At 53.9% G+C, this 21,261-nt stretch carries 12 protein-coding genes; 5 read left to right on the forward strand and 7 right to left on the reverse strand.

Annotated elements, in window-relative coordinates:
• The first annotated feature begins 267 nt into the window (after positions 1-267).
• Complete coding sequence (locus A6X21_RS21560) at positions 268-2,004, forward strand: hypothetical protein (protein WP_131818486.1); 1,737 nt, start codon at positions 268-270, stop codon at positions 2,002-2,004.
• 112 nt (positions 2,005-2,116) lie between these two features.
• Here the strand turns inward: A6X21_RS21560 and A6X21_RS21565 are convergent, their stop codons facing one another.
• The 7 genes from A6X21_RS21565 to A6X21_RS25930 all read right to left on the reverse strand — a co-directional run bounded on the left by A6X21_RS21565 (position 2,117) and on the right by A6X21_RS25930 (position 14,748).
• Positions 2,117-4,762 carry a Tim44 domain-containing protein gene (locus A6X21_RS21565; protein WP_068852643.1) on the reverse strand — a complete coding sequence of 882 codons (2,646 nt, stop codon included), beginning with the start codon at positions 4,760-4,762 and terminating at the stop codon, positions 2,117-2,119.
• A 324-nt stretch (positions 4,763-5,086) separates the two neighbouring features.
• The gene (locus tag A6X21_RS24455; protein ID WP_131818487.1) at positions 5,087-5,431 is read right to left on the reverse strand and encodes a hypothetical protein; all 345 of its coding nucleotides are present in this window, start codon (positions 5,429-5,431) and stop codon (positions 5,087-5,089) included.
• Between the two features lie 222 nt (positions 5,432-5,653).
• Positions 5,654-6,124 carry a ribose 5-phosphate isomerase B gene (gene rpiB / locus A6X21_RS21580; RefSeq protein WP_068852652.1) on the reverse strand — a complete coding sequence of 157 codons (471 nt, stop codon included), beginning with the start codon at positions 6,122-6,124 and terminating at the stop codon, positions 5,654-5,656.
• Positions 6,125-6,352: 228 nt separating this feature from the next.
• On the reverse strand, positions 6,353-7,822 hold the full coding sequence (locus tag A6X21_RS21585; protein WP_068852758.1) for a glutamate synthase subunit beta: 1,470 nt from the start codon (positions 7,820-7,822) through the stop codon (positions 6,353-6,355).
• Positions 7,823-8,026: 204 nt separating this feature from the next.
• Positions 8,027-12,736 (reverse strand): glutamate synthase large subunit, encoded by a 4,710-nt coding sequence (gene gltB / locus A6X21_RS21590; RefSeq protein WP_205847507.1) that lies wholly within the window; start codon positions 12,734-12,736, stop codon positions 8,027-8,029.
• A 180-nt stretch (positions 12,737-12,916) separates the two neighbouring features.
• A complete protein-coding gene (locus tag A6X21_RS21595) occupies positions 12,917-13,999 on the reverse strand; it encodes a LysR family transcriptional regulator (protein ID WP_068852655.1) in 1,083 nt (360 codons plus the stop codon).
• A gap of 452 nt (positions 14,000-14,451) precedes the next feature.
• Entirely contained in the window at positions 14,452-14,748 is a 297-nt protein-coding gene (locus tag A6X21_RS25930; protein WP_110766503.1) for a FeoB-associated Cys-rich membrane protein, read from the reverse strand.
• 119 nt (positions 14,749-14,867) lie between these two features.
• On the opposite strand from A6X21_RS25930, the gene A6X21_RS25645 reads away from it, so the two are divergent.
• From A6X21_RS25645 to ppc, 4 genes are all read left to right on the forward strand, one after another.
• The gene (locus A6X21_RS25645; protein WP_165603901.1) at positions 14,868-15,104 is read left to right on the forward strand and encodes a FeoA family protein; all 237 of its coding nucleotides are present in this window, start codon (positions 14,868-14,870) and stop codon (positions 15,102-15,104) included.
• Positions 15,105-15,174: 70 nt separating this feature from the next.
• Entirely contained in the window at positions 15,175-15,405 is a 231-nt protein-coding gene (locus tag A6X21_RS21605; protein WP_068852661.1) for a FeoA family protein, read from the forward strand.
• An 84-nt stretch (positions 15,406-15,489) separates the two neighbouring features.
• Positions 15,490-17,904, forward strand: a complete 2,415-nt coding sequence (gene feoB / locus A6X21_RS21610) for a ferrous iron transport protein B (protein ID WP_068852664.1) — start codon at positions 15,490-15,492, stop codon at positions 17,902-17,904.
• A 438-nt stretch (positions 17,905-18,342) separates the two neighbouring features.
• Positions 18,343-21,090, forward strand: coding sequence for a phosphoenolpyruvate carboxylase (gene ppc, locus A6X21_RS21615; RefSeq protein ID WP_068852765.1), 2,748 nt, complete (start codon positions 18,343-18,345; stop codon positions 21,088-21,090).
• Positions 21,091-21,261 lie beyond the last annotated feature (171 nt).

Genomic DNA, 21,261 nt, shown 5'->3' on the forward strand with positions numbered 1-21,261 from the left:
AGCCGTACCCGGCCACGATTCTCAATTGTTGGTGCCGATGAGAGCGAAATGAGCTTTTATCCAGCCATCGTTTCTTGAAGTTAAGGATTCTGGGAACGCCCCCAATTGGCGGCTCAACCACCTCACCGTTCAAATAAGAAGTTATCCCCTCATTAAAAACTTTCAGAGAATTTCTGGCCAACAAGCTACTTCGTTGACGCATGAATCGGTGTAAGCTGCTGATCATGCAGTTTTGGCGATTTTCGGAATCTTCTCTGGGTGAAGCGGATGTCTCGAACACAAAACATCGTGCCATGGGCCTGCTGGTTGCTTGTGGGAATGTCCTGGGGCCTGCTTTCACAGCCAATCGCTCCCGCCGCTGAAAAAAACGGCTTGTTTGATTGGAAGAGTGCCGCTGCCATTCCGGGTGCCGTCAACGATGTGACCAGCGAACTCGCCAGAAATATCGAGGGAAATACACTCGACCTCGGAACTGGGAAGATCGTACTGACACCTCGCATCAAGCTGAAATCCGCAGTGGCGGATCATGTGAAGCTGCTACTGACGCTGATAGTGGAAGAAGCCGACCAGACAATTGAGTTCACGGGTCTTGCGGGTGTTAGTGGGAATTATCTGCCAGCAGGTTCCACTTTACGGAGCTTTCGTATTGAGAAGTCGCCTCATAGCGAAAAATTTCTTCGTAAGGGAGAGTTGACGCTCAATCTGATTTTTCCCAACAACAAACCAGCCGGTTCGGGTTTTGCAGCGGGGCTGGCTGAACGCAAGCGAGAGCTGGAGCGAGAAAGGCAGAATCCTCCACAATGGAAGCCATTCCCCGGTCAGCCCGAACCTGAAAAACAGGTCAAGAAATCGCCGCTGGTTCCCGGCCCTGAGACGGGCTACAAGCCTCGATCGATGGAATTTGCACAATTGGCGGCAGCGATTTCAGGTAAGTACGTCATGCCCGGACGGGATACACATCGCCCTTACGCAGTTCAGTGGCGCCAGGCCGCCGAAGCGGCTGCCAAATACCCTGCTCCAGAACTTCATAAGTATTCGACAAAAATGCTGGAGCGAGCCAAGGCCGACGCCAACATCGACCTTGCGGCAATACGGCGGAATCTGCTGGAAGATGCCGCCGATCTTGAACGGAGAATCAACAATGGTGAATTCATGAAACGTGAAGGGCAGTATGAGACGGGCCCTCTCGGTGAGCAGATTCCCGTTTTCAGCACACGGGATGAATCCGGCTCAGCCCGTTCTGAAGCCTCGCGACTGAGAAATCTTGCCAATTCGAATGACGACGATCTGAAAGCCTGGGTGATTGCCCAACGGGATCGTAATGACTTCAGCGATCTTCTGTTTGGAGATGGTACCTCCAACAATCGAGATCACATGTTCCAGAATCTCGTGATGGATGCTCGCAAAGTTCTCGTGGCCGATGCTGCCAAGCATGCCGGGCCCGTTGCAAATTCACCATTGGTACAGTTCCGACGAGTCGATTCGAAAAAATTCAAGCTCAAGAACGTGAGCCAAAAGAATTTGAGCGATGCCCTGGTGATGATGAAAATGGGGTTCACCAAGTCCGATAAACTCAAACAGTATCGAGCACCCATCATGCTCTTTGTCCCGCAATGGAAAGCGGGTGATGAGTTAGAGATGGATTTTGAATTCCAGGAGCCCACCGTGGTTCACGCCCAGATCGACACCTACACCAATGAGGCTTCGCTCCTGGGAACTGAGTTTTCGCTCGTTGACCCGCAAGCTCCCCCCAGTGATCGGCCCGGGAAAATTGTACTGAGAAGCGACAACCCTTTAAGCAAGGGATTGAAGGTCTGGGCGGAACTGGATGGCCAGCGTTTCGAATGGGAAGAAGGACAGCGGCAGCTCGAAATCCCTGCACCACCAGGCAAGCATCAACTGGTGGTTAAAGGCCGCAATGGAAAAATCACAAAAACGCTCCACACCTCTCAACCCGAGATTGACGCCGAGGACTACACGACGATCCGTATTCCGAGCAAATAGCGATGGGCTGTTAGTAAGAATCAAACAGTTGAAAGCATGAGAACGCTGGTACATTTCGTAGGAACTTCATGCACCCTACATAAACACATAATCAACGATGCGATACGCGACGCTACTTTTTCAGTGGCATCGGTTCAGATTGTTGACCAGGCGGACTCTTGCTGCTGGCTGTCGACTCGAAGGCTTGATCGAATTGAGCGTTGGCCCAGTCCGCTGTCGACTGGGTTTCAATGGCGGCTGGCTGATTGTGGCTCGCCGCAGGAACCATCCCCTGAGAAGCGACCTTTGGTTGAGCGGGCAAGTTGCTCATCACCTTAGAACCCACAGAGCCTGTTCGTTCATATCGTGTGGGCAGCATCTCCGATGCATCAACAGTGGGTGTCATGGGATGACTGTGAGACTGAGCATCTTGTTCAGGGACAGCAGGTTGACCTGGATGGTGAAGAGACGTTTCCTTAGGCTGTGCCGTGGGCAGGCTGGACTTCTGGGTAGGTTTCATCATCGGTTCCACGGGCAGGCGAGCCGGCATTTCGCCTGAGGGAAGCGATGGGACGATGGAGCTGTCACTTTTCCTGGCGGGCATTTTGGGAGTGGGTGCGCTGAATTCGACACTCGCCGCTGCCGGGACAACCTGACTGTCCCGCATGACCTGCTGATCCTTCGACCACTGGCCAATCACTTCTTCCCGGCCTGTTGGCACAGGAGGCTTGGCTGTCCCTTCCGCAAGCTGAGTTTTGAGTGTGCGACGGAGATCGAGACGCTGAGCTTCCTCCACGCCAGCGACGAGTAAAATTTCGTCGATGGCATAGCGTTCGCCTTCTTTTCGAAGCCGCACTTCAGCTCCAAATTGCGATTCCCCCAGTCGGACCAGAGCAAGGCCTTCACCCATTTGAATACCCTTGAGCGAAGTCGCCAGGAATGTATCCGCCGACATACCGGAGTTGGGTACAAACTGGGTTTGCCGCCAGACCACGCGGTTAAATTCTTCCGAACAGCACTTCTGCAGATTTTCCAGAGCAATGTTCTGATAAGCCGGATCACGCCCCAGCGAAATGGCACAGGCAAAGTTCTGAAGAGGGATCATCAGTTCGGTTGTCATTTTGACTGAGGCCGGACGGCCCGAGATTTTCCATTCGATGTCATCAATACGGAATTGACCCTGCTGTTCTCTCAGGAAGTAGGTGAGTTCCTGGCCATTCTGCATGACATAGAAGCGAGTCAGAGCACCTTCGAACTTGCGTCCGAGAATCTGAATCTCAGGTTCGTCGAAGACTTCGAGAGGTAAGCCGGGCAGATTCTGATCGTTGACCTGACTCCAGACACGTTTTGTAAAGTCATAAGTCGAGAGTTGCCGCAGAGTCGTAATATCTCGCTGGGCGATCGCCTCGACAAACAATTCGAGCATGGCCTGTGCGGTGAAGACCGCTGTCAGATGCTGCTCCTGATTGGTCGCAATATCGTAGACAGAAACTTCGGTCACTTCATAAACGGGGGGTTGATCGCCAATGACGATATCTCCACCCTGTCGATGCATGGCCACATGAATGACGTTTTCCTTGCCTGTGAGCGTAAAGTCTGCTCGGGCCTTCTGGATTTTAACCTCGACAGTGTGAGAATTTTCTGACGGACGGGGGAGCGTGATGAGCGAAAGATCGCCCAGGGCAATGGCCCCTTCATAAAACTCCTGCCCACAGAACGGCTTGATCACTTCGCGATCACGCGAGGCGTAGGCATCGAGGAATTCCATACAGCGCAGCACAGCCAGCGATTGTTTGTAGACCGAAGGAATCTGCTCGACTTCTTCCTTGGAATCGATGGCAATATCCGCCACCAGCCAATGCCCTTCCTGCAGCACGAGTGTCCAGACCGTTTCTCCACGCTCGCGGGGAAGCCGGACAATGGCTGTCTTTTCATCGAGAGAAGCCTCGGGACGAGTCGATTTCGAGGATCGTTTCTCGCCAGAGACAATCTTGGTGAGCTTAGTGCGGTAATCATCGGGAAGATTGCGGAAGGCAGCGGCGAATTCGGGTGTCATCTGTTCGCAGATGGTGGGAACTTCCGATTCCTGCCACGCTTCAATCGCCTCGCGGACACTGAGCAGCAGATCCATTTGTTCGGTCACAGATTTGTAGGCAGTCACACCGCGCTTACGCTGCTTCATGAAGACGTCGTCAACGACCCATTGGCGATACTTATCGTCGAAGACCAGGTCGTAGAAGATTTCCTTCTTTTGTTCACCGACTTCGACAGTGACTCGTTTGCGTTTGGGATCAACCTCTTCAACCTTGATGACCGACGTTTTGCCCGTCGGCAGATTGAGGATTTTGAGATCATCCATCGCATCGGCAGTGCGCAGAGCTTTCTGGCTGAACGCATCAGAAGATGTGTGCTTGAGGGCCGACAGGTTGGCCGAATCAAGATTTGCGGCGAATTTTTCGATCGCTCGCGATTCCACCATATTGGCACACCCCACAGCAGAGAGCGACGCTGTGAAAGCTGCGAGTAAAACCAACCCCAGGGCACCGGTACAACGAGTTGCCAGACTGCCAGTTTTTGAACCAGAGCCAGAGTGGGTGTCGTGCATAATGAAAGGAGTTCCACCGGTGGGGAGAAGCCTGCTGGCAAGTAGGGAATGGCTTTTCAGATCGACACTGCCCTTTGAATCGAAGACCGGCGACTGCATGGCTGCAGACGTTGGCAGAACTGCTGGTTGCAGATCATTAATGAGCAATGAAGATGTCTTTGAGCGATGAGGCATGTCTTCATCCTGTGTTCAACCAGCATGAACCTCGTGGCATGAGCTTCATTGACCAGTTCAAGAGATGGCAGGAAAAAACGTCTGTGGCGGGATCAGGCGAGGAGACAACAACAAATGGTGAGGCAGGAAAAATGGAAGCGAGGCAGGCGAAAGGAGAGGCGGGCAGGACAATTGCGAGGACTGTCGACTGATCGTTGGTCCGATGAATCGAACCAGCGACCACACTTCCGAGCAACGGTATCGCTCAATCGACAGAAGCAGGTCAACGGGCATTCGTTCGTTGAAGTGACTAAAGATCGGCAGAAGCTGCAAGGACCATCGATTTCAGGCCACTTCTCCAGTGCATGTGGCGAAATTCGCCGATGGCCAGGTGAAAACCACCGATTTTGAAGCCATCCATGACCATGTCTGGCCCAAAACACTTCCCGCTGAACTGCAAAATCGATGGGGACTTGTCACCGGAAGCTCGCCGATGGAGACCACCCCACGACGTTCGAAGAAAACTGGTTCAGCGGCAGAAATGACCGGAAAGGGGAGAGAGTTTGGACTTGTGGGAAACGGGATTGTCGAAGACAACTTCGCCATCAAACCCGGCGTCTTAATCACGCCGGAGGTGCCAACCCTGTTCACGAGAGCCTGGATCACCAGTGGCGCATGTCGTTTTGACATGGTCAGATCCCGCTCGTTCGTATGCGACTCCACCGTCGCATGATGGACCCGGGTTTGATGTTTTTCTCTTGGAAAAAATCTGTTCGGGAAGTGGCCGCTGATTTTTAGTGTCCGCTCAATCTTCTTCCGGGCCACCCTGATCTAACAACGCCCTATCGCACTGTTTTGATCTTTGCGGTTCCAAGGCATGCCACCCAGAATTTGACTGGTGTTGCGATGACCTTACAGAGTCGTCCACTCGCCCGAATTGGCACGGCGTTCGATTTCGAGGAGTTTCGCCAGACGACGGGCGTGGCGTTCTTCGTGGGTGTATTTCGCATTCAGAAATGACTGCACGATTTCAAGTGCCAGTGCCTCGCCGACGATCCGGGCACCCAGACAAAGGACATTCATATCGTCGTGCTCAACCCCTTGATGGGCCGAGTAAGTGTCGTGGCAGACGCCCGCACGCACACCAGGTACCTTATTGGCAGCGACGCTGATACCAATTCCTGAACCGCAGAGCAGAATCGCGCGATCCGCCTCCCGGCGGGCAATGGCCAGCCCCCCTGCGAGCCCATAATCCGGATAGTCGACGGAACAGCTTGAATCTGTCCCCAGATCAACAATTTCGTGACCGTACGACTTCACCACTTCGGCAACCTTCGCCTTCAGTGGAAATCCGCCGTGATCACATCCAATGGCAATTCGCATAGGAAACTTTGCACACATTCAGGGGTGTTTAGAGGTTTCGTCAAACTACGAAAACTGCCTTTTGCCCGCAACGAGGCTAACCACGAATTGCTGCAGGATAAAGGCGCAAACTTATCATCTGAACATGATGATTTTTTCGCAAGAAAGCCCCATCGCAACTCTGAAGTTGCAGATGGGGCCACGTCGAAAATCATCGAGATTTCATCATTCATCGATCGGCAGAACCGATTACACGGTCAGATCTGTCTTCCCCATCAAATGCAGATCAACAGCGCGGGCCACGCCGCGGCCTTCGTTGATCGCCCAGACCACCAGGCTCTGGCCACGTCGGCAGTCACCAGCGGCAAACACACCCGGGACATTCGTTGCGAACTTGCCGTGCTCGGCCTTGTAGTTCGAACGCTCGTCCAGGCTGACCCCCAACTGCTCCGAGATCGGTGATTCAGGCCCGAGAAAACCCATGGCCAGCAGGACAAGATCGGCGGGAATCTCTCGCTCTGTCCCGGCAATGGGCTTAAAGGGAGGAGCCGCTTCAACCTGTGAAATGCGGATCGCTTTCACATGGCCTGCGTCATTACCCACAAATTCGAGGGCTGTCGTGCTGTACAGGCGAGGATCGTGGCCAAAAACAGCGGCAGCTTCCGCATGACCATAATCGACCTTGTATGTCTTGGGCCATTGCGGCCAGGGGTTATTCGCCGCACGCTCATCAGGCGACTTGGGAACGATTTCCAGATTTGTCAGGCTCTTACAGCCATGACGGGCCGATGTTCCCAGGCAATCATTACCAGTATCACCACCACCTATGACGACCACATGCTTATCTTTGGCAGTGATGTACTGTCCATTCGAAAGCTGAGAGTCAAGCAGACTCTTGGTGTTGGCGTGGAGGAACTCCATCGCGAAGTGAATCCCTTTGAGTTGCCGGCCGGCAATCGGAAGATCACGCGGACGTGTGGCACCCATACAGAGAACAATGGCGTCGAACTCTTTTTTGAGTTGATCCGCAGGGAGCTGGCGCCCGACCTCGACGCCCGTCTTGAAAACAACGCCTTCTTCTTCGAGCAACTTCACGCGCCGCTCGACGACGTGCTTTTCAAGCTTCATATTCGGGATGCCATACATGAGCAGCCCGCCGATTCTGTCGGCGCGCTCAAAGACCGTGACAAGATGACCCGCACTGTTTAACTGAGCCGCTGCCGATAAACCGGCAGGCCCTGAGCCAATCACTGCGACTTTCTTGCCAGTTCGATAAAGCGGTTTCCGGGGAACAACCCAACCCTCTTCAAAGCCCTTGTCGATAATCGAACATTCAATGTTCTTAATGGTGACCGGAGGATTGGTGATCCCCAGCACACAGGAACCTTCACAAGGAGCGGGACACACACGACCTGTGAATTCAGGAAAGTTATTGGTCTTATGAAGGCGATCGAGGGCTTCGTGCCAGTGGCCACGATAAACCAGATCGTTCCATTCAGGAATGAGATTGTTGATCGGGCAACCAGCCGCCATGCCAGCCATCAACTGACCCGTATGACAGAACGGGACGCCACAATCCATGCAACGAGCCCCCTGCTTGCGCAGATCGTCCTCGGCCATGTGATCGTGGAATTCATTCCAGTCAAGAATCCGCAGCTTGGGTGAACGATCTTCCGGAACCTGGCGGGTGAACTCTTTGAAACCTGTGGGCTTTCCCATAATGCACTTTTCCCGAGAAATAGGGCCAGACGTGATCGCCAGGCCATGCAAAGTGAATCGAGTGATATCGAGAGGAATCTGCTGGTCTGGGAGATATTGGATGCTTTTTCCAAACCAGGTGGTCAAAAATTGATGCGAAGGGGAAAACCACCCCGCCGCCAGCGAGCGCCAGGCAGCGGGGCAGATCGATCCCTGGCAAAGCCTTTAATTCGCAGCCAGCACCTTCTGCTGTGCTGCTTTCTTCTGTTCGGCCAGAGCCCGCTTGTAATCGACTGGCATGACCTTCTTGAACTGAGAAAGAGCCGTTTCCCAGCGGGCAATCAGACCACGAGCGACCGTCGAACCGGTGTACTCCATGTGCCGGCGGACAAGATCGAGCAGTTCGGCCCTGTCTTCCTCGGCTTCCACCTTTTCGAGCTCAACCATTTCCAGATTGCAGTTCCCCAGGAGGTTGTCGTTCGGGTCGTAAACATAACCAATCCCGCCCGACATCCCGGCAGCAAAGTTTCTTCCGGTGGGCCCCAGGATGACAGCACGACCACCGGTCATGTATTCAAGGCCATGGTCTCCGACCCCTTCAACCACGCAAACAGCACCCGAGTTTCGCACGCAGAATCGCTCGGCAGCACGTCCACGCACAAAGAGCTCACCTTGAATGGCTCCATAGAGTGCGACGTTGCCAATGATGATGTTTTCTTCGGCGACAAACGAGGAGTTCTTCGGTGGGTAGATAATGACTCGACCGCCCGAAAGCCCCTTACCAACAAAGTCGTTGGCATCGCCTTCAACTTCAATCGTCACACCATGAGCAAGCCAGGCACCAACGCTTTGGCCAGCAGACCCCTTACAGCGAATGTGGATCGTGCCATCAGGAAGACCTTTCGCACCCCACTTCTTGGAGACCTCATGACTGAGCATCGTTCCCAAGGCGCGGTTAATGTTCTGCACAGGAATGGCAAGTTCCACATGTTTGCCATCTTCAATCGCGGGCTGGCACTCACGAATGAGTTCATTATCGATCTGCAGTTCCATCCCATGCTTCTGGGTCGTGGTGCAGAAGGTTTCCACATCAGGATGTGGCTTGCGTGCCGGTGTGAGAATGGCCGACAGATCGAGGTGTTTGGCTTTCCAGTGATCGATGGCCGAATTGAATTCGAGCATATCACTGCGGCCCACCATTTCGTTAACAGTGCGGAAGCCAAGTTCCGCCATGATCTCACGTGCTTCTTCAGCCACCATGAAGAGGTAGTTGATGACATGCTCGGGCTGACCTGTGAACTTGGCCTTCAATTCCGGATCCTGTGTGGCAATGCCCACTGGGCAGGTATTGAGATGACACTTACGCATCATGATACAGCCCAGAGCAATCAGAGGTGCTGTGGCGAAGCCGATTTCCTCAGCTCCCAACAGCATGCCAATGACCACATCGCGGCCGGTCTTGAGCTGTCCGTCCGTCTGCAGTCGAACACGGCTGCGCAGGTTATTGAGCACCAGTGTCTGATGAGTTTCGGCAATGCCAAGCTCCCAGGGCAAACCCGCATGCTTGATACTGGTGATCGGAGAAGCCCCAGTCCCGCCACTATCCCCCGAGATCAGGATGTTATCGGCATGGCCTTTAGCCACCCCGGCGGCAATCGTACCGACACCAACCTCAGACACCAGCTTCACACTGATGCGTGCCGATGGGTTCGAGTTCTTCAGGTCGAAGATCAATTGCGCCAGATCTTCGATGGAGTAAATGTCGTGATGCGGCGGAGGACTGATGAGCCCCACACCTGGCGTCGAGTGCCGGGTCGCAGCGATCACCTGATCAACCTTATGCCCAGGCAACTCACCCCCTTCACCGGGTTTAGCTCCCTGCGAAATCTTGATCTGGATTTCATCAGCATTGGTCAGGTAATAGCTGGTGACACCAAAGCGGCCTGAAGCCACCTGCTTGATTGCTGACTTTTTGGAATCCCCACTGGGCAAAGGCTGGAATCGCGAATAATCTTCGCCCCCCTCCCCTGTGTTGCTCTTGCCACCAATGCGATTCATGGCAATCGCCAGCGATTCGTGAGCGGCTGCCGAGATCGAACCAAAACTCATGGCACCTGTGCAGAATCGCTTGACGATGGCTGCTGCAGATTCGACTTCTTCAAGTGGTACCGGTGTGCCAGTCTTGAACTTCAGGAGCCCACGCAGATGGCATTCGCGAGCAGTCTGCTCGTTGACCATCTTCGAGAACTCTTTGTAAGCCGACTTGTCTCCCTGACGGGCAGCTCGCTGGAGATTAGCAATATTCTGCGGATTCCAGGCGTGCTTTTCGCCTGTCGCACGCCAGTGCATGAGACCAAAGTTCGGCAGCACAGGGAGCTTCTCGTTGCCACGGCTGGGGTAGCCCAGTTCGTGACGACGAATCGCTTCTTCTGCCAGGATTTCAAAGCCGACACCTTTGATCCGGCTGGCGGTTCCCCGGAAGCATTCCTTGATGACTTCTTCAGAAAGTCCCACGGCTTCAAAGATCTGGGCTCCCTTATAGCTGGCCAGAGTGGAGATCCCCATCTTGGCCATCACCTTGAGAATCCCCTGCTTGGTCGCTTTGCGATAAGCGGCAGTGATCTGCTCGTGAGTCCAATCCCCTTCCAGTTCCCCTTCATCCTGCAATTGCCAGAGAGCTTCAAACGCCATGTAGGGATTGATGGCGTCGGCACCATAACCGACGAGCAGGCAGAAGTGATGCACTTCGCGAGCCTCACCCGTCTCGACAACCAGACCGATTTTCGTGCGTTCTTCGCTGCGAATCAGGTGATGATGGACAGCCCCCGTCGCGAGCAAAGCACTGATGGGGAGCCGATCATTCGACATCGCACGGTCAGACAGGATCACCAGCCCGAAACCATCCTGAATGGCCTGGCTGACTTCGGCGCGAACACGATCCAGCGCGGGCTTGAGTCCCTTGACACCTTCCTTTTTAGGATAGGTGATATCGATGATCTTGGACTTCCAGCCGCGATAATCAAGGTGTGCCAGCGAAGCCAGTTCTTCGTTCGTGAGAATTGGATGTGGTACCGCGAGTCGATGGCACTGCCCGGCTGTGGTTTCCAGCAGATTGCCTTCCGGCCCGATGTAACACTCCAGCGACATGATGACCTCTTCTCGAGTGGAGTCGATGGGAGGATTTGTCACCTGGGCAAAGAGCTGCTTGAAGTAATCGTAGAGCAGACGCGGCTGATCGCTCAGGCAGGCGAGCGCTGTATCGTCGCCCATCGAACCGAGCGGATCTTTCTTCGTCTTGATCATCGGCACGAGCATGAACTGCAAAGTTTCGGTGGTGTAGCCGAAAGCCTGCATATGTGAGAGCAATGTTTCTCCACACATCCGCTCGAATGCGGGGTATGGTGGCAATTCGCTGAGCTGAATCCGCTGTTCTTCGAGCCATTGCTTGTAGGGGCGACGGTTGGCGAAATCCCGCTTGAGTTCTTCGTCGGGAATCAGGCGGCCTTGTCGGAAATCGACGAGGAACATTTTTCCTGGTTGCAGGCGGCCCTTCATCTTCACGTTTTCGGGAGCAATATCGAGCACCCCCACTTCGCTCGCCATTACCACGCGATCGTCGTGCGTGACATAAAACCGGCTGGGACGAAGGCCGTTCCGATCGAGGGTCGCACCGATGACATCACCATCGGTAAAGCTGACCGATGCCGGGCCATCCCACGGCTCTTGCAGAGCTGAGTGATACTCGTAAAACGCACGCTTGTCCTCGGGCATGGTGTCATGATTCTGCCATGCTTCCGGGATCATCATCATGACGGCTTCAGGAAGACTGCGACCACTCTGCACGAGAATTTCGAGAGCGTTATCGAAGTTGCCCGAATCCGAGCAGTAAGGTTCAACCAGCGGGAAGAGCTTGGGAAGATCATCACCAAAGAGTTCACTCTTCATCATCCCCTGGCGGGCGTACATCCAGTTGCCATTTCCACGGACAGTGTTGATTTCACCGTTGTGTGCGACATATCGCTGCGGATGCGCACGATCCCAACTTGGGAAGGTGTTGGTCGAAAAGCGGGAGTGAACCATCGCCAGGTGAGAGACGTAGTCTTCTTCCTGGAGATCGACGAAGAAGTTACAGACCTGATCGGGTGTGAGCATCCCTTTGTAAATCAGCACTTTGGTCGACAACGAGCAGATGTAGAACATCAATGCCTGAGGGAGTGAACCTTCGCGAATGGCATGACTGGCCCGCTTGCGAATCACAAAAAGCTGGCGTGCAAAAGCTTCCTCGGAAAGACCTTCGGCAGCACCCACAATCAGATGTTCAAACACCGGCATGACAGCGCGGGCCGATGGGCCGATATCGGCTTTGTCGGGCTCGACGGGAACTTTTCGCCAGCCAATCAGTGTCTGGCCCTGCTGGCGAATAATCTCAGCGACCGTCTCTTTGCAGACCCTCCGCTGTTCGGGATCTGTCGGCAGAAACGTGAGACCGATTCCGAATCGTCCTTCAGGGGGAAGTTCGGCAGAGAGATCTTTGCGGACAACCCGCTTGAGGAACTGATAAGGGATCCCCGTCAGCATCCCTGCCCCATCGCCAGTATTTTCTTCGCAGCCGCAGGCTCCACGATGGGACATGTGCCGCAGAATCCGGTCAGCGTCTACGACAATCTGATGCGACTTCTGTCCCTTGATGTGGGCCACAAAGCCCACGCCGCAACTGTCATGCTCATTGGCAGGGTCGTAGAGACCATGTGCTTTGGGAGTGCCCCCGGGAGCAAAAATCTCTTCGCTGTAGGGCGAGGCAAACAGGGAACTAGCCGCTACAGGGCCGAGATTCTGGGCATTGATCTCCTGCCTGGCGAGTGAACGTGCGGTTTCCGATGAGTGCAATGACTGAGCTGACGAGGACGAAAGGCCAGTGCTGTGAAAATCTGTCATCTCAAAAAACTCTCAGACAAGGGATGAGTTGGCTCGGCAAGTCGAATTCGAAATCAATCATTAACAGAAAACAGGACTCGGGATTCTTAAATCGCCGACCTTCCGTGATCGACAACCCTGGAGGGCAAGCTGGTTCGGCCTGATCGCCAGAACCTTTGAAGATTCGGGCGAACTGAAGGATTAAGGTGGAATGGTGGATTGAACGACAATCCGCTCCTGGGGTGGATCTGGCATCGGCAAGACCTCAGGCTGGGCTGCGATTGCTGAGCTTCCAGCCAATGGCCTGCCTGAGGAATTGGAGACAGCCACAGCTGGAACAATGCCAGATGTCGTCTGCAGGGAATGACCTGTCTGCACAGAATTTCCGAAGAGAAATGTGTCGGGATTCTGATGCAGCAGATCGAGGAATTTTCGCACGGCTGTTGTCAACTGGCGATTCTTTTTATGAATGATCCCCAGTGGCCTGACCCAGCGCACATCTTCTAACGTGATCGCTTTAAGCGAGCCAATTTCGAGTTCACGACGAACTGTGGGAAGCGGCAGAAGCGCTATACCTGAACCAATTTCGACAGCCCGTTTGATATTCTCAATGTTGTCGAACTCATGACTGATTTCGACGTTCACCCGGGCCTGCTTCAACCAGCGGTCGAGCTCGGTCCGCACCTGCAACTGTGGTGTGTACGTAACGAGTGATTCGCCATCAATTTCGCGAGCGCGAACCTTAGTGCGATTGGCCAGCCTGTGGCCTGAATAGACAATCAGAGCAATCTCCTGCTCCTGCCACGGAATACAGGTGATATCGGGCCGCCTTGAAGCAAAAGAGACAATCCCGAGATCTGCAATTTCATCGGTAATGCTGGTTACAACCGTCTCGGGATGCAGGTAGCGAAGCTCGAGAGCAGCATCCGGATAAAGGCGTTCGAACTGCCGGACATAAGCCCCCATCTGCAGCAAACCTACGGAATAGATCGCCGCAATTCGCACAGTCCCGACGACTTTGTTTTTCAGGTGGCGAACACTGTCTTCGAGGCGAAGTGCACGATCCAGCAGATCACGGCCGGCATCCAGAACAAGCTTTCCCGCCGGGGTGAGTTCGAGAGGCCGCTTTGTGCGATCGATCAACTGCTCACCGAGAGTGGCTTCGAGGGCGCGAACTGTTTCACTGACAACTGGCTGTGAAATCCCCAGCTCCCGCGCGGCTTTCGAAAAGCTGCGCAAGGTTGCCACCTCGGCGAAGATCTCCACAGCACGAAGCTCCAGCACCCAAAACCCTCTCTATCGGAAAATCAAATAATTCATCGACCCAGGTATCGGCCTATTTGATTACAAGAGAATAGAAGGTGAGACTTCAATGTCAAGATTCTGTTCGAATTTTTCCCTGATTCGAGCCTGATAACCAGCATCAGAGGCCAGAATCTCGAATGGTGAATGAGACAGGCATTGGAAATGACTGACGATCAGGGGAAATAGGTAGAAGCCACTTCAGGTCAGCAAGACACAGGGTAAAGAGAGTGCACCAAAGTCATAACAAATGACGTTTTCCACACAATAGGCCTGCTGCTTCACAATTCGGGGATCGGGCAATTATCGGGATCAATGATATTTCTGGCCGGATCAACATCTGCCTTACCGATGAAGCGGAGCTCTGAAGAGCTCGGGCATATCATCAATAACTCGTGAGGAAAAAACCTCACACCGGTGGTTAGGTGTCAATTTCAATGCTGGTGATCTGGCGTAACCGGCGAGAGTTTGACGAAGACGGGTGGGTTTTCAGCCGGATGCAATGTGTGGGAGGGAGCGTGACAATTTCCGCACCCGGAATTGCTGAGAAGAGGCAATTGAGCCGCAGAATTCAAGCCAGAGGAACTCGGATTGCCATGCGAACAACCGCGGCAGGAACCACAACCGCCAGTTTTTCTCCCATGGTGAGGGGCCAGAGAGCGATAAGCCAGCCAGGCAAGTTGACCGGCGGCAACAACGACAATCGCAACAACGATGAACGTTTCCCACATTTGCCATGACTTCTGATCAAGAAGACTACCCACAGAGACATTACCAGTTTATCATACAGAGTGATTGAGACTGAGTCTCAACAATTCTTTCGCGGAGTCTCTGCCTGGGGGATATCCTTGTGAGCTACACCATACCTCTGGATTGCCTCAAAGCCGGAGAATCAGCACAAGTTGTTGATATCGATGGAGATACAACACTTCTTACCAGACTGCAGGAAATCGGATTGAATGTGGGCAGTCGGGTACGAATGGTTCTGCCCGGGTCGCCCTGTATTATTTCTCTGGCGGGAAATCAGTTCTCTTTAAGGACAGATGACCTCGCAACAGTGTTTGTTGAACCCTCCCTCACTCAATGAGTTGCCTGCCTTCATCCAACACTGAGTTATTGCCTCAATAACGATCATCCACGATTCAAAGTCTTCAAACATGACCGCAACGCTCGAATCGCTTCAGACGGGACAGCATGCCCGAGTGCAGGATGTCCAGGGTGATGACTCGCTCGCCTTGCGAATCATGGAGATGGGACTTTTGCCCGGCGCTGAGATTGAATTCATCGGGAGAGCGCCTCTTGGCGACCCGCTCGAGATTCGCGTGGCGGGTTACCACCTCTCGTTAAGGAAAGCAGAAGCTCACCGCGTCGTGATCGAAGTGATTTGAACCTGTTGTATTCACCGGTGAGAACGAAGCAAGTAGCCGTTCTCAGAATGAAACTCATTGCCCTTTCGGGAAAGTGGCCCCTGCATGTCGTTGGCAGTTGATCGAGTGCCGCATCTGGCAGTTGTCGGAAATCCGAATACGGGCAAAAGCACGTTGTTTTCGGCATTAACTGGCATTTTCACCCGCACGGGAAACTTTCCCGGGGTGACTGTCGAGATGAAGCTGGGACGATTGAAAACCAGCACTCAGGAAGCCGTGCTGGTGGACCTGCCGGGAACTTATAGCCTGGCTGCACGTTCGGCCGATGAACGAGTCACTGTCGATGTGCTGCTGGGATTACGACCAGAGATCGGATCACTCGCTGGAGCTTTGTGCATTGTCGACGGAACGAACCTCGAGCGAAATCTGTATCTGTTTTCTCAAGTGCGCGATCTGGGCCTGCCCGTCCTGCTGATTGTCAATATGATTGACCGGGCCGAAAAAGCGGGAATTTCGATCACTGCGCCAGAACTCTCGCAAAGGCTGGGTGTGCCGGTCGTCTTCTGCAATGCTCATGATCAATCGAGCGTCGCTCTCGTTCAGAAATCGATTTTCGAGTTCATAGCGCAGAATCCACCAGCAGCCCAGGGCACGGATCTCGCTGCTCAGCAAGCGTCAAACTCCGATTTTCCCCCACCTTTTGAAACTGCAGTCAACGAGTTGCAGGGATTACTCTCGACCCATGGCCGAAAAATGCCCAGGCCACTGGTGAGTCGTCTGTTGATGGACATTGACGGACAGATCGAGCAGACCGAAGTCCAACGATGGCCAGAACTCTCACCACATCTCCAGCGACTTCGCGAACAGGTCAGTGCAGCCGGCTATCGAATCAGTGGGATCGAGCCGCGAGTGCGGTACGCCTCGATTCGTAAGGCCATCGCCGGGTTGGAGATCAGGCCTGTCCGGCAGGCGGGCCAGTTCAGTGAGAAACTGGATGGCTGGCTGACACACAGTGTCTTTGGACTGCTGGTTTTCATCTTTATGATGTTTGTGGTCTTTCAATTGTTGTACCGCGGCGCCGAACCAGTCATGGAACTGATGGAGACGGCTTTTGGCAGCCTGCAGGATCTGGTAGGTGCCATGATGCCCCGTGGGCCACTCCGCAGCCTCGTGACGCAAGGCGTCATTGCCGGTGTGGGTGGAGTGCTCGTATTTCTGCCTCAGATTGTGCTGCTGTTTCTGTTTCTGGCCATTCTCGAAGATTGCGGCTACATGGCGCGAGCCGCCTTTTTGATGGATCGGCTGATGACCAAGGTTGGTCTTTCGGGAAAGTCATTCGTACCGCTGATGTCATCGTTTGCCTGCGCCATTCCGGGAGTCATGGCGACGCGTGTGATCGAAAATCGTAAAGATCGAATGGTGACCATTCTGGTGGCACCACTCATGAGTTGCTCGGCTCGATTGCCTGTCTATAGCCTGCTGATTGGGGCCTTCATTCCGGGAGTGAGTTTCTTTTCGGGCTGGGTCGATTTGCGATCGCTGGTTCTGTTGGCGTTTCTCTCCTTGGGAGCGATTGTCGCTATTCCCGTGGCATGGATTTTGAAAAAGACCATTTTCCCTGGGGAAACGCCACCATTTGTCATGGAACTCCCACCCTATAAGTGGCCCTCCATCAAGACCGTCTTCCAGCGTGTGTACGATCGCGCTGCGGCCTTCGTGGTAAGAGCGGGAACATTGATCCTGCTGACGTCCATTGTCATCTGGGGGTTAGGTTACTTCCCCGGAGACCATTCGCGTGAAAATGCGATTCTGGCAGAGATGGAAGAAACCAACAGGGTCTCTGACGGGCTGATCGAGAGGCGAGATGAATTGCAGCAGAAGTTGAAAGGAACAAACGAAGTTCAGCCGTCTTCTTTCTACGCACGCTGGATTCGTTCCCAGCCAGTTGTGAAACGCAAAGAAGCAGGTGAAATTCCTCCGTTGACTCCAGCTGAGATTGAAAAAATCGAGAAAGATCTGATCGCATTAAATCAGCAGATCAAAGAATACTCCAATTTAATGGAGCAACTGGAGGGAGAATTAGTTCCCACACAAGGGCAACTGCAGGAGAACAGCTTTCTCGGGATGGCGGGCCATTGGATCGAGCCGATCGTGCGTCCATTAGGATGGGACTGGAGGATTGGTGTGGGAGTGCTCGCCTCATTCCCGGCTCGTGAAGTGATCATCGCCACCTTAGGTGTGATTTATAATCTCGGCGAAGGGATGGAAGCGGAATCGCCCCAATTGCGCGATGCACTCGTCAACTCCAGAAATCCAGATGGCAGCCCGGTCTTCACGATTCCAGTGGCCCTGTCGATTATGGTCTTTTTCGCGCTTTGCGCTCAGTGCATGGCCACGTTGGTGGTTGTGGCGCAGGAGTCGGGAAGCTGGAAATGGGCCGTCTTCACGTTCGTCTACATGACCGTCCTCGCTTATGTCGGCGCACTGATCACCTTTCAGGTGGCCTCACTCTGGTGGTAAGACGGCTGCCGAAGCAGGTCACTTTCCCATTGAAGTGGCATCGCGATTCACTGGGACCCTTGGCAGGACTTCCGGAGCGAGCTCTCGACCGGTTTTTCCGGTCCCCAGAATCTATTGGCACACCGGGTGCTTAAGCACTGTTGAAGAGTGTATGCTACTGTCAACCACTGATGGAGAGTGGATTGGCAACAGAATATGCGCAACTTATGAGCAAATCGCTTATTTTATGATCACAGACATTCCAGGCATGGCCTTTCTGGATGTAGAAAAGCTTGAGATCACGAGAATTTATCCTTTCAAACGAGTGGATTCTCCTATGAAATCAGCAGCGACAGCCCCAGAATCTGGCAGAATGGCATCGAGTGAAGTTTCCTCGATAATCCGTTATTGATGGGCAGCAATCAGGTCACACGTAGCGATCCAGAGACAGGCAACGATATGAGTGCAAAGCCGATTTTAAGAAGTGATGTCGAGACGCTGACTTCACTTCTGGGTGGTGCGATTGTCGAGCAGGCCGGGAGTGACCTGGCTGCCTTACTCATGCGCATCCGGCAACTCTCACGGGAGAGACGAGTCGGTTTACCAGGCGCTGCCGAACGTCTGGTCGAGTTACTGGCGGGTTTGAACGAAGACCAGCTCGACCTCCTCACCAAATCACTCAGCATTTACTTTGATCTGGCCAACGTGGCGGAAGATCTGCAGCGTATTCGCGTGATTCGTCAGCGGGAGCGGCAATCGGAAGGTTCCGTGCGGAAGGAATCGCTGGGCGATGCGATTGCTCAACTCAAAAAGCAGGGAGCGACGGCCGAAGCTGTGCAGCATCTGCTTGATAAATTGCATATCGGCCTGGTCTTCACAGCTCACCCGACGGAAGCCAAGCGGCGAACGACCCGGCGTATTCTCCGCCAGTTGCGTTCTGACTTAACAACGGCCCATCAGGGAGATTTGTTGCCTCGCGAAAGCGGTGTCCTTCAGGAACGAATTCGCGGTTCACTCACGTTGTTATGGCAGATCGACCCCATGCGTCCGCAGCCACCGACTGTGATGCAGGAAGTTGAGAGAGGTCTCTTCTTCTTCGATGGTTTGTGGGACATTGTGCCGCTGATCTTCCAGGACTTGCGAAGTGCCCTGGCCGAACATTACCCGGGATTCAAGTTTCATGTGCCTCCATTTTTGAAGTTTGGCTCCTGGATTGGTGGCGATCGAGACGGTAATCCGTTTGTCACAGCACAGGTCACCAGCGATACACTGCGCCTGCTCGAAACCACTGCCATCGAGCGGCATCTGAAAACCACACGTGAACTCGCGGATCTGCTGGTTGTTTCCGATCGCGGGATGCAGCCGGATGATCCTGTCTATGCCGTCTTGCAGAAGACGTTTGGGGCTCATCCCGAACTGGAACAACTCGTTGGAGATGCCCCTGAGGCTGAACCTTACCGGCGCTGGATCAAGGTGATTGAACTCAAGCTTCGCAAACGCATTGAGCCTGCACTGGCCTCGCCCTTGAAGGCCTATCAGACAGCGGCCGAACTGGAAGCCGATGCCCGGTTGATCGAAGAGAGCCTTTTGCGACGAAAAGGGGATCGAATTCACGCATCATTCCTGGCGGCGTGGCTCGATCAGATTCGTACCTTCGGACTGCAAGTTTCGGCTCTGGATGTCCGTCAGGATTCCCGGGTGCATGTCGATGTGCTGCAGGAAGTTTTTGCTCGTACCGGAATTTACGCCGAGTATGCCAAAGCCGACGAAAAAACCCGCCAGAAAATCCTGACGACGCCTCACGATCTGGGAATGAATGTTTTTGAAGGCGAGCTTTCTGATATGGCGCGAGAGACATTCTCGCTCTACAAACTGATGGCTGAGACAGTGCGTGCCGGTGGTATCGAGCGCTTCGGTGGTCACATTGTGAGCATGACGCACTATGCCAGCGATATCCTGGTGATTCTGTGGTTCTGGAAGTGGGCCTGGAAAGTAACCGCTGGTGAATCCAGGGCTGAATTGCCGCATCTGCCATTGATGCCACTGCTGGAAACCATCGACGATCTTCGCCAGGGGCCGTCAATACTCACCGATCTGCTTTCAGTTCCTGATTACCTGGCCTATCTCAAGAAAGATCAGGGAGCACAGCCACTCCAGAACGTGATGGTGGGTTATTCCGACAGCACGAAAGATGGCGGATATCTGGCGGCTTCATGGGGCTTGTATCGTGCACAGGAGCAGCTTTCGGATGTACTGGCCAGCCAGGGTGTGCGACTGCGGGTCTTCCATGGTCGAGGCGGTGCCTTGGGCCGTGGGGGCGGGCCTGCAGCCAGGGCCATTCTTTCGCTGCCACCAAAATCAGTCGATGGCAGTCTGCGTGTCACCGAGCAGGGAGAAGTCCTGGCTGAGCGATATGACGAACCACAGATCGCATTCCGCCACCTGGAACAGGTGACATGGGCCACGCTGCTGGTGAGCAGCACACAAGAAGGGCATTGGCCGGAAGACTGGTTTACTCATCTCGACGAGTTGGCTCAGCAATCGTATCTGCATTATCGCAAGCTGGTCGACGACCCTGGATTTTTGATGTATTTCGATCGGGCCACGCCCATCTCGGAGATCGAACGCTTACCCATTGGTTCGCGACCTGCAAGACGACGCGAACGGAAGAGCCTCTCGGATCTCCGGGCCATTCCCTGGACATTTGCCTGGACGCAGAGTCGGCACATGATTCCCGCCTGGTTCGGTTTAGGGAAAGCACTGCATGACGCCGTCGCTCGCAACAATGAAGACTGGTCACGTTATCAGGAAATGTATCGGACATGGCCGATTTTTCAGGCGATCATCGATAACGCGACGCTGGCACTCATGAAGGCCGACTTACAGATTGCCAATCGCTATGCCGACCTTGTCGAAGACCGGGAAGTCGCGAAGCGATTGTGGTCGATGATTCATGAAGAGTACGACCGCAGCCGGGCATCGGTCCTGATGATTACCGGTGAATCATCGCTGCTCTCGAATACACCCTGGCTGCAGACATCGATTCAGGAGCGGAATCCATATGTTGATCCGTTGAATCTGATTCAGGTCGAGCTTTTGAAGCGAGCCCGTGAAGGGAGCATTGAAGCCGATCGTGCGGCGAGGTTGCAACACTCGGTGAGACTGACAATTCAAGGAGTGGCAGCCGGTTTGAGAACGACGGGTTGATGAGAGTAAGTGGGCGAAAATGCCAGAGAGGTCGGAAGGTTCAAAGGGAATAGGGTTCAAAGGGAATAGGGATCGAAGGGAAAAGGGAGAGAAGCCCGAATTGAGCACTGCCCCTCGCCAGGTACTCTGGGAGAGCGACCATGTTGAATTTCAAGCGGTAGAGCCTGTTGT

It is taken from the genome of Planctopirus hydrillae, assembly GCF_001707835.1.
In the GTDB taxonomy this organism is placed as follows: domain Bacteria; phylum Planctomycetota; class Planctomycetia; order Planctomycetales; family Planctomycetaceae; genus Planctopirus; species Planctopirus hydrillae.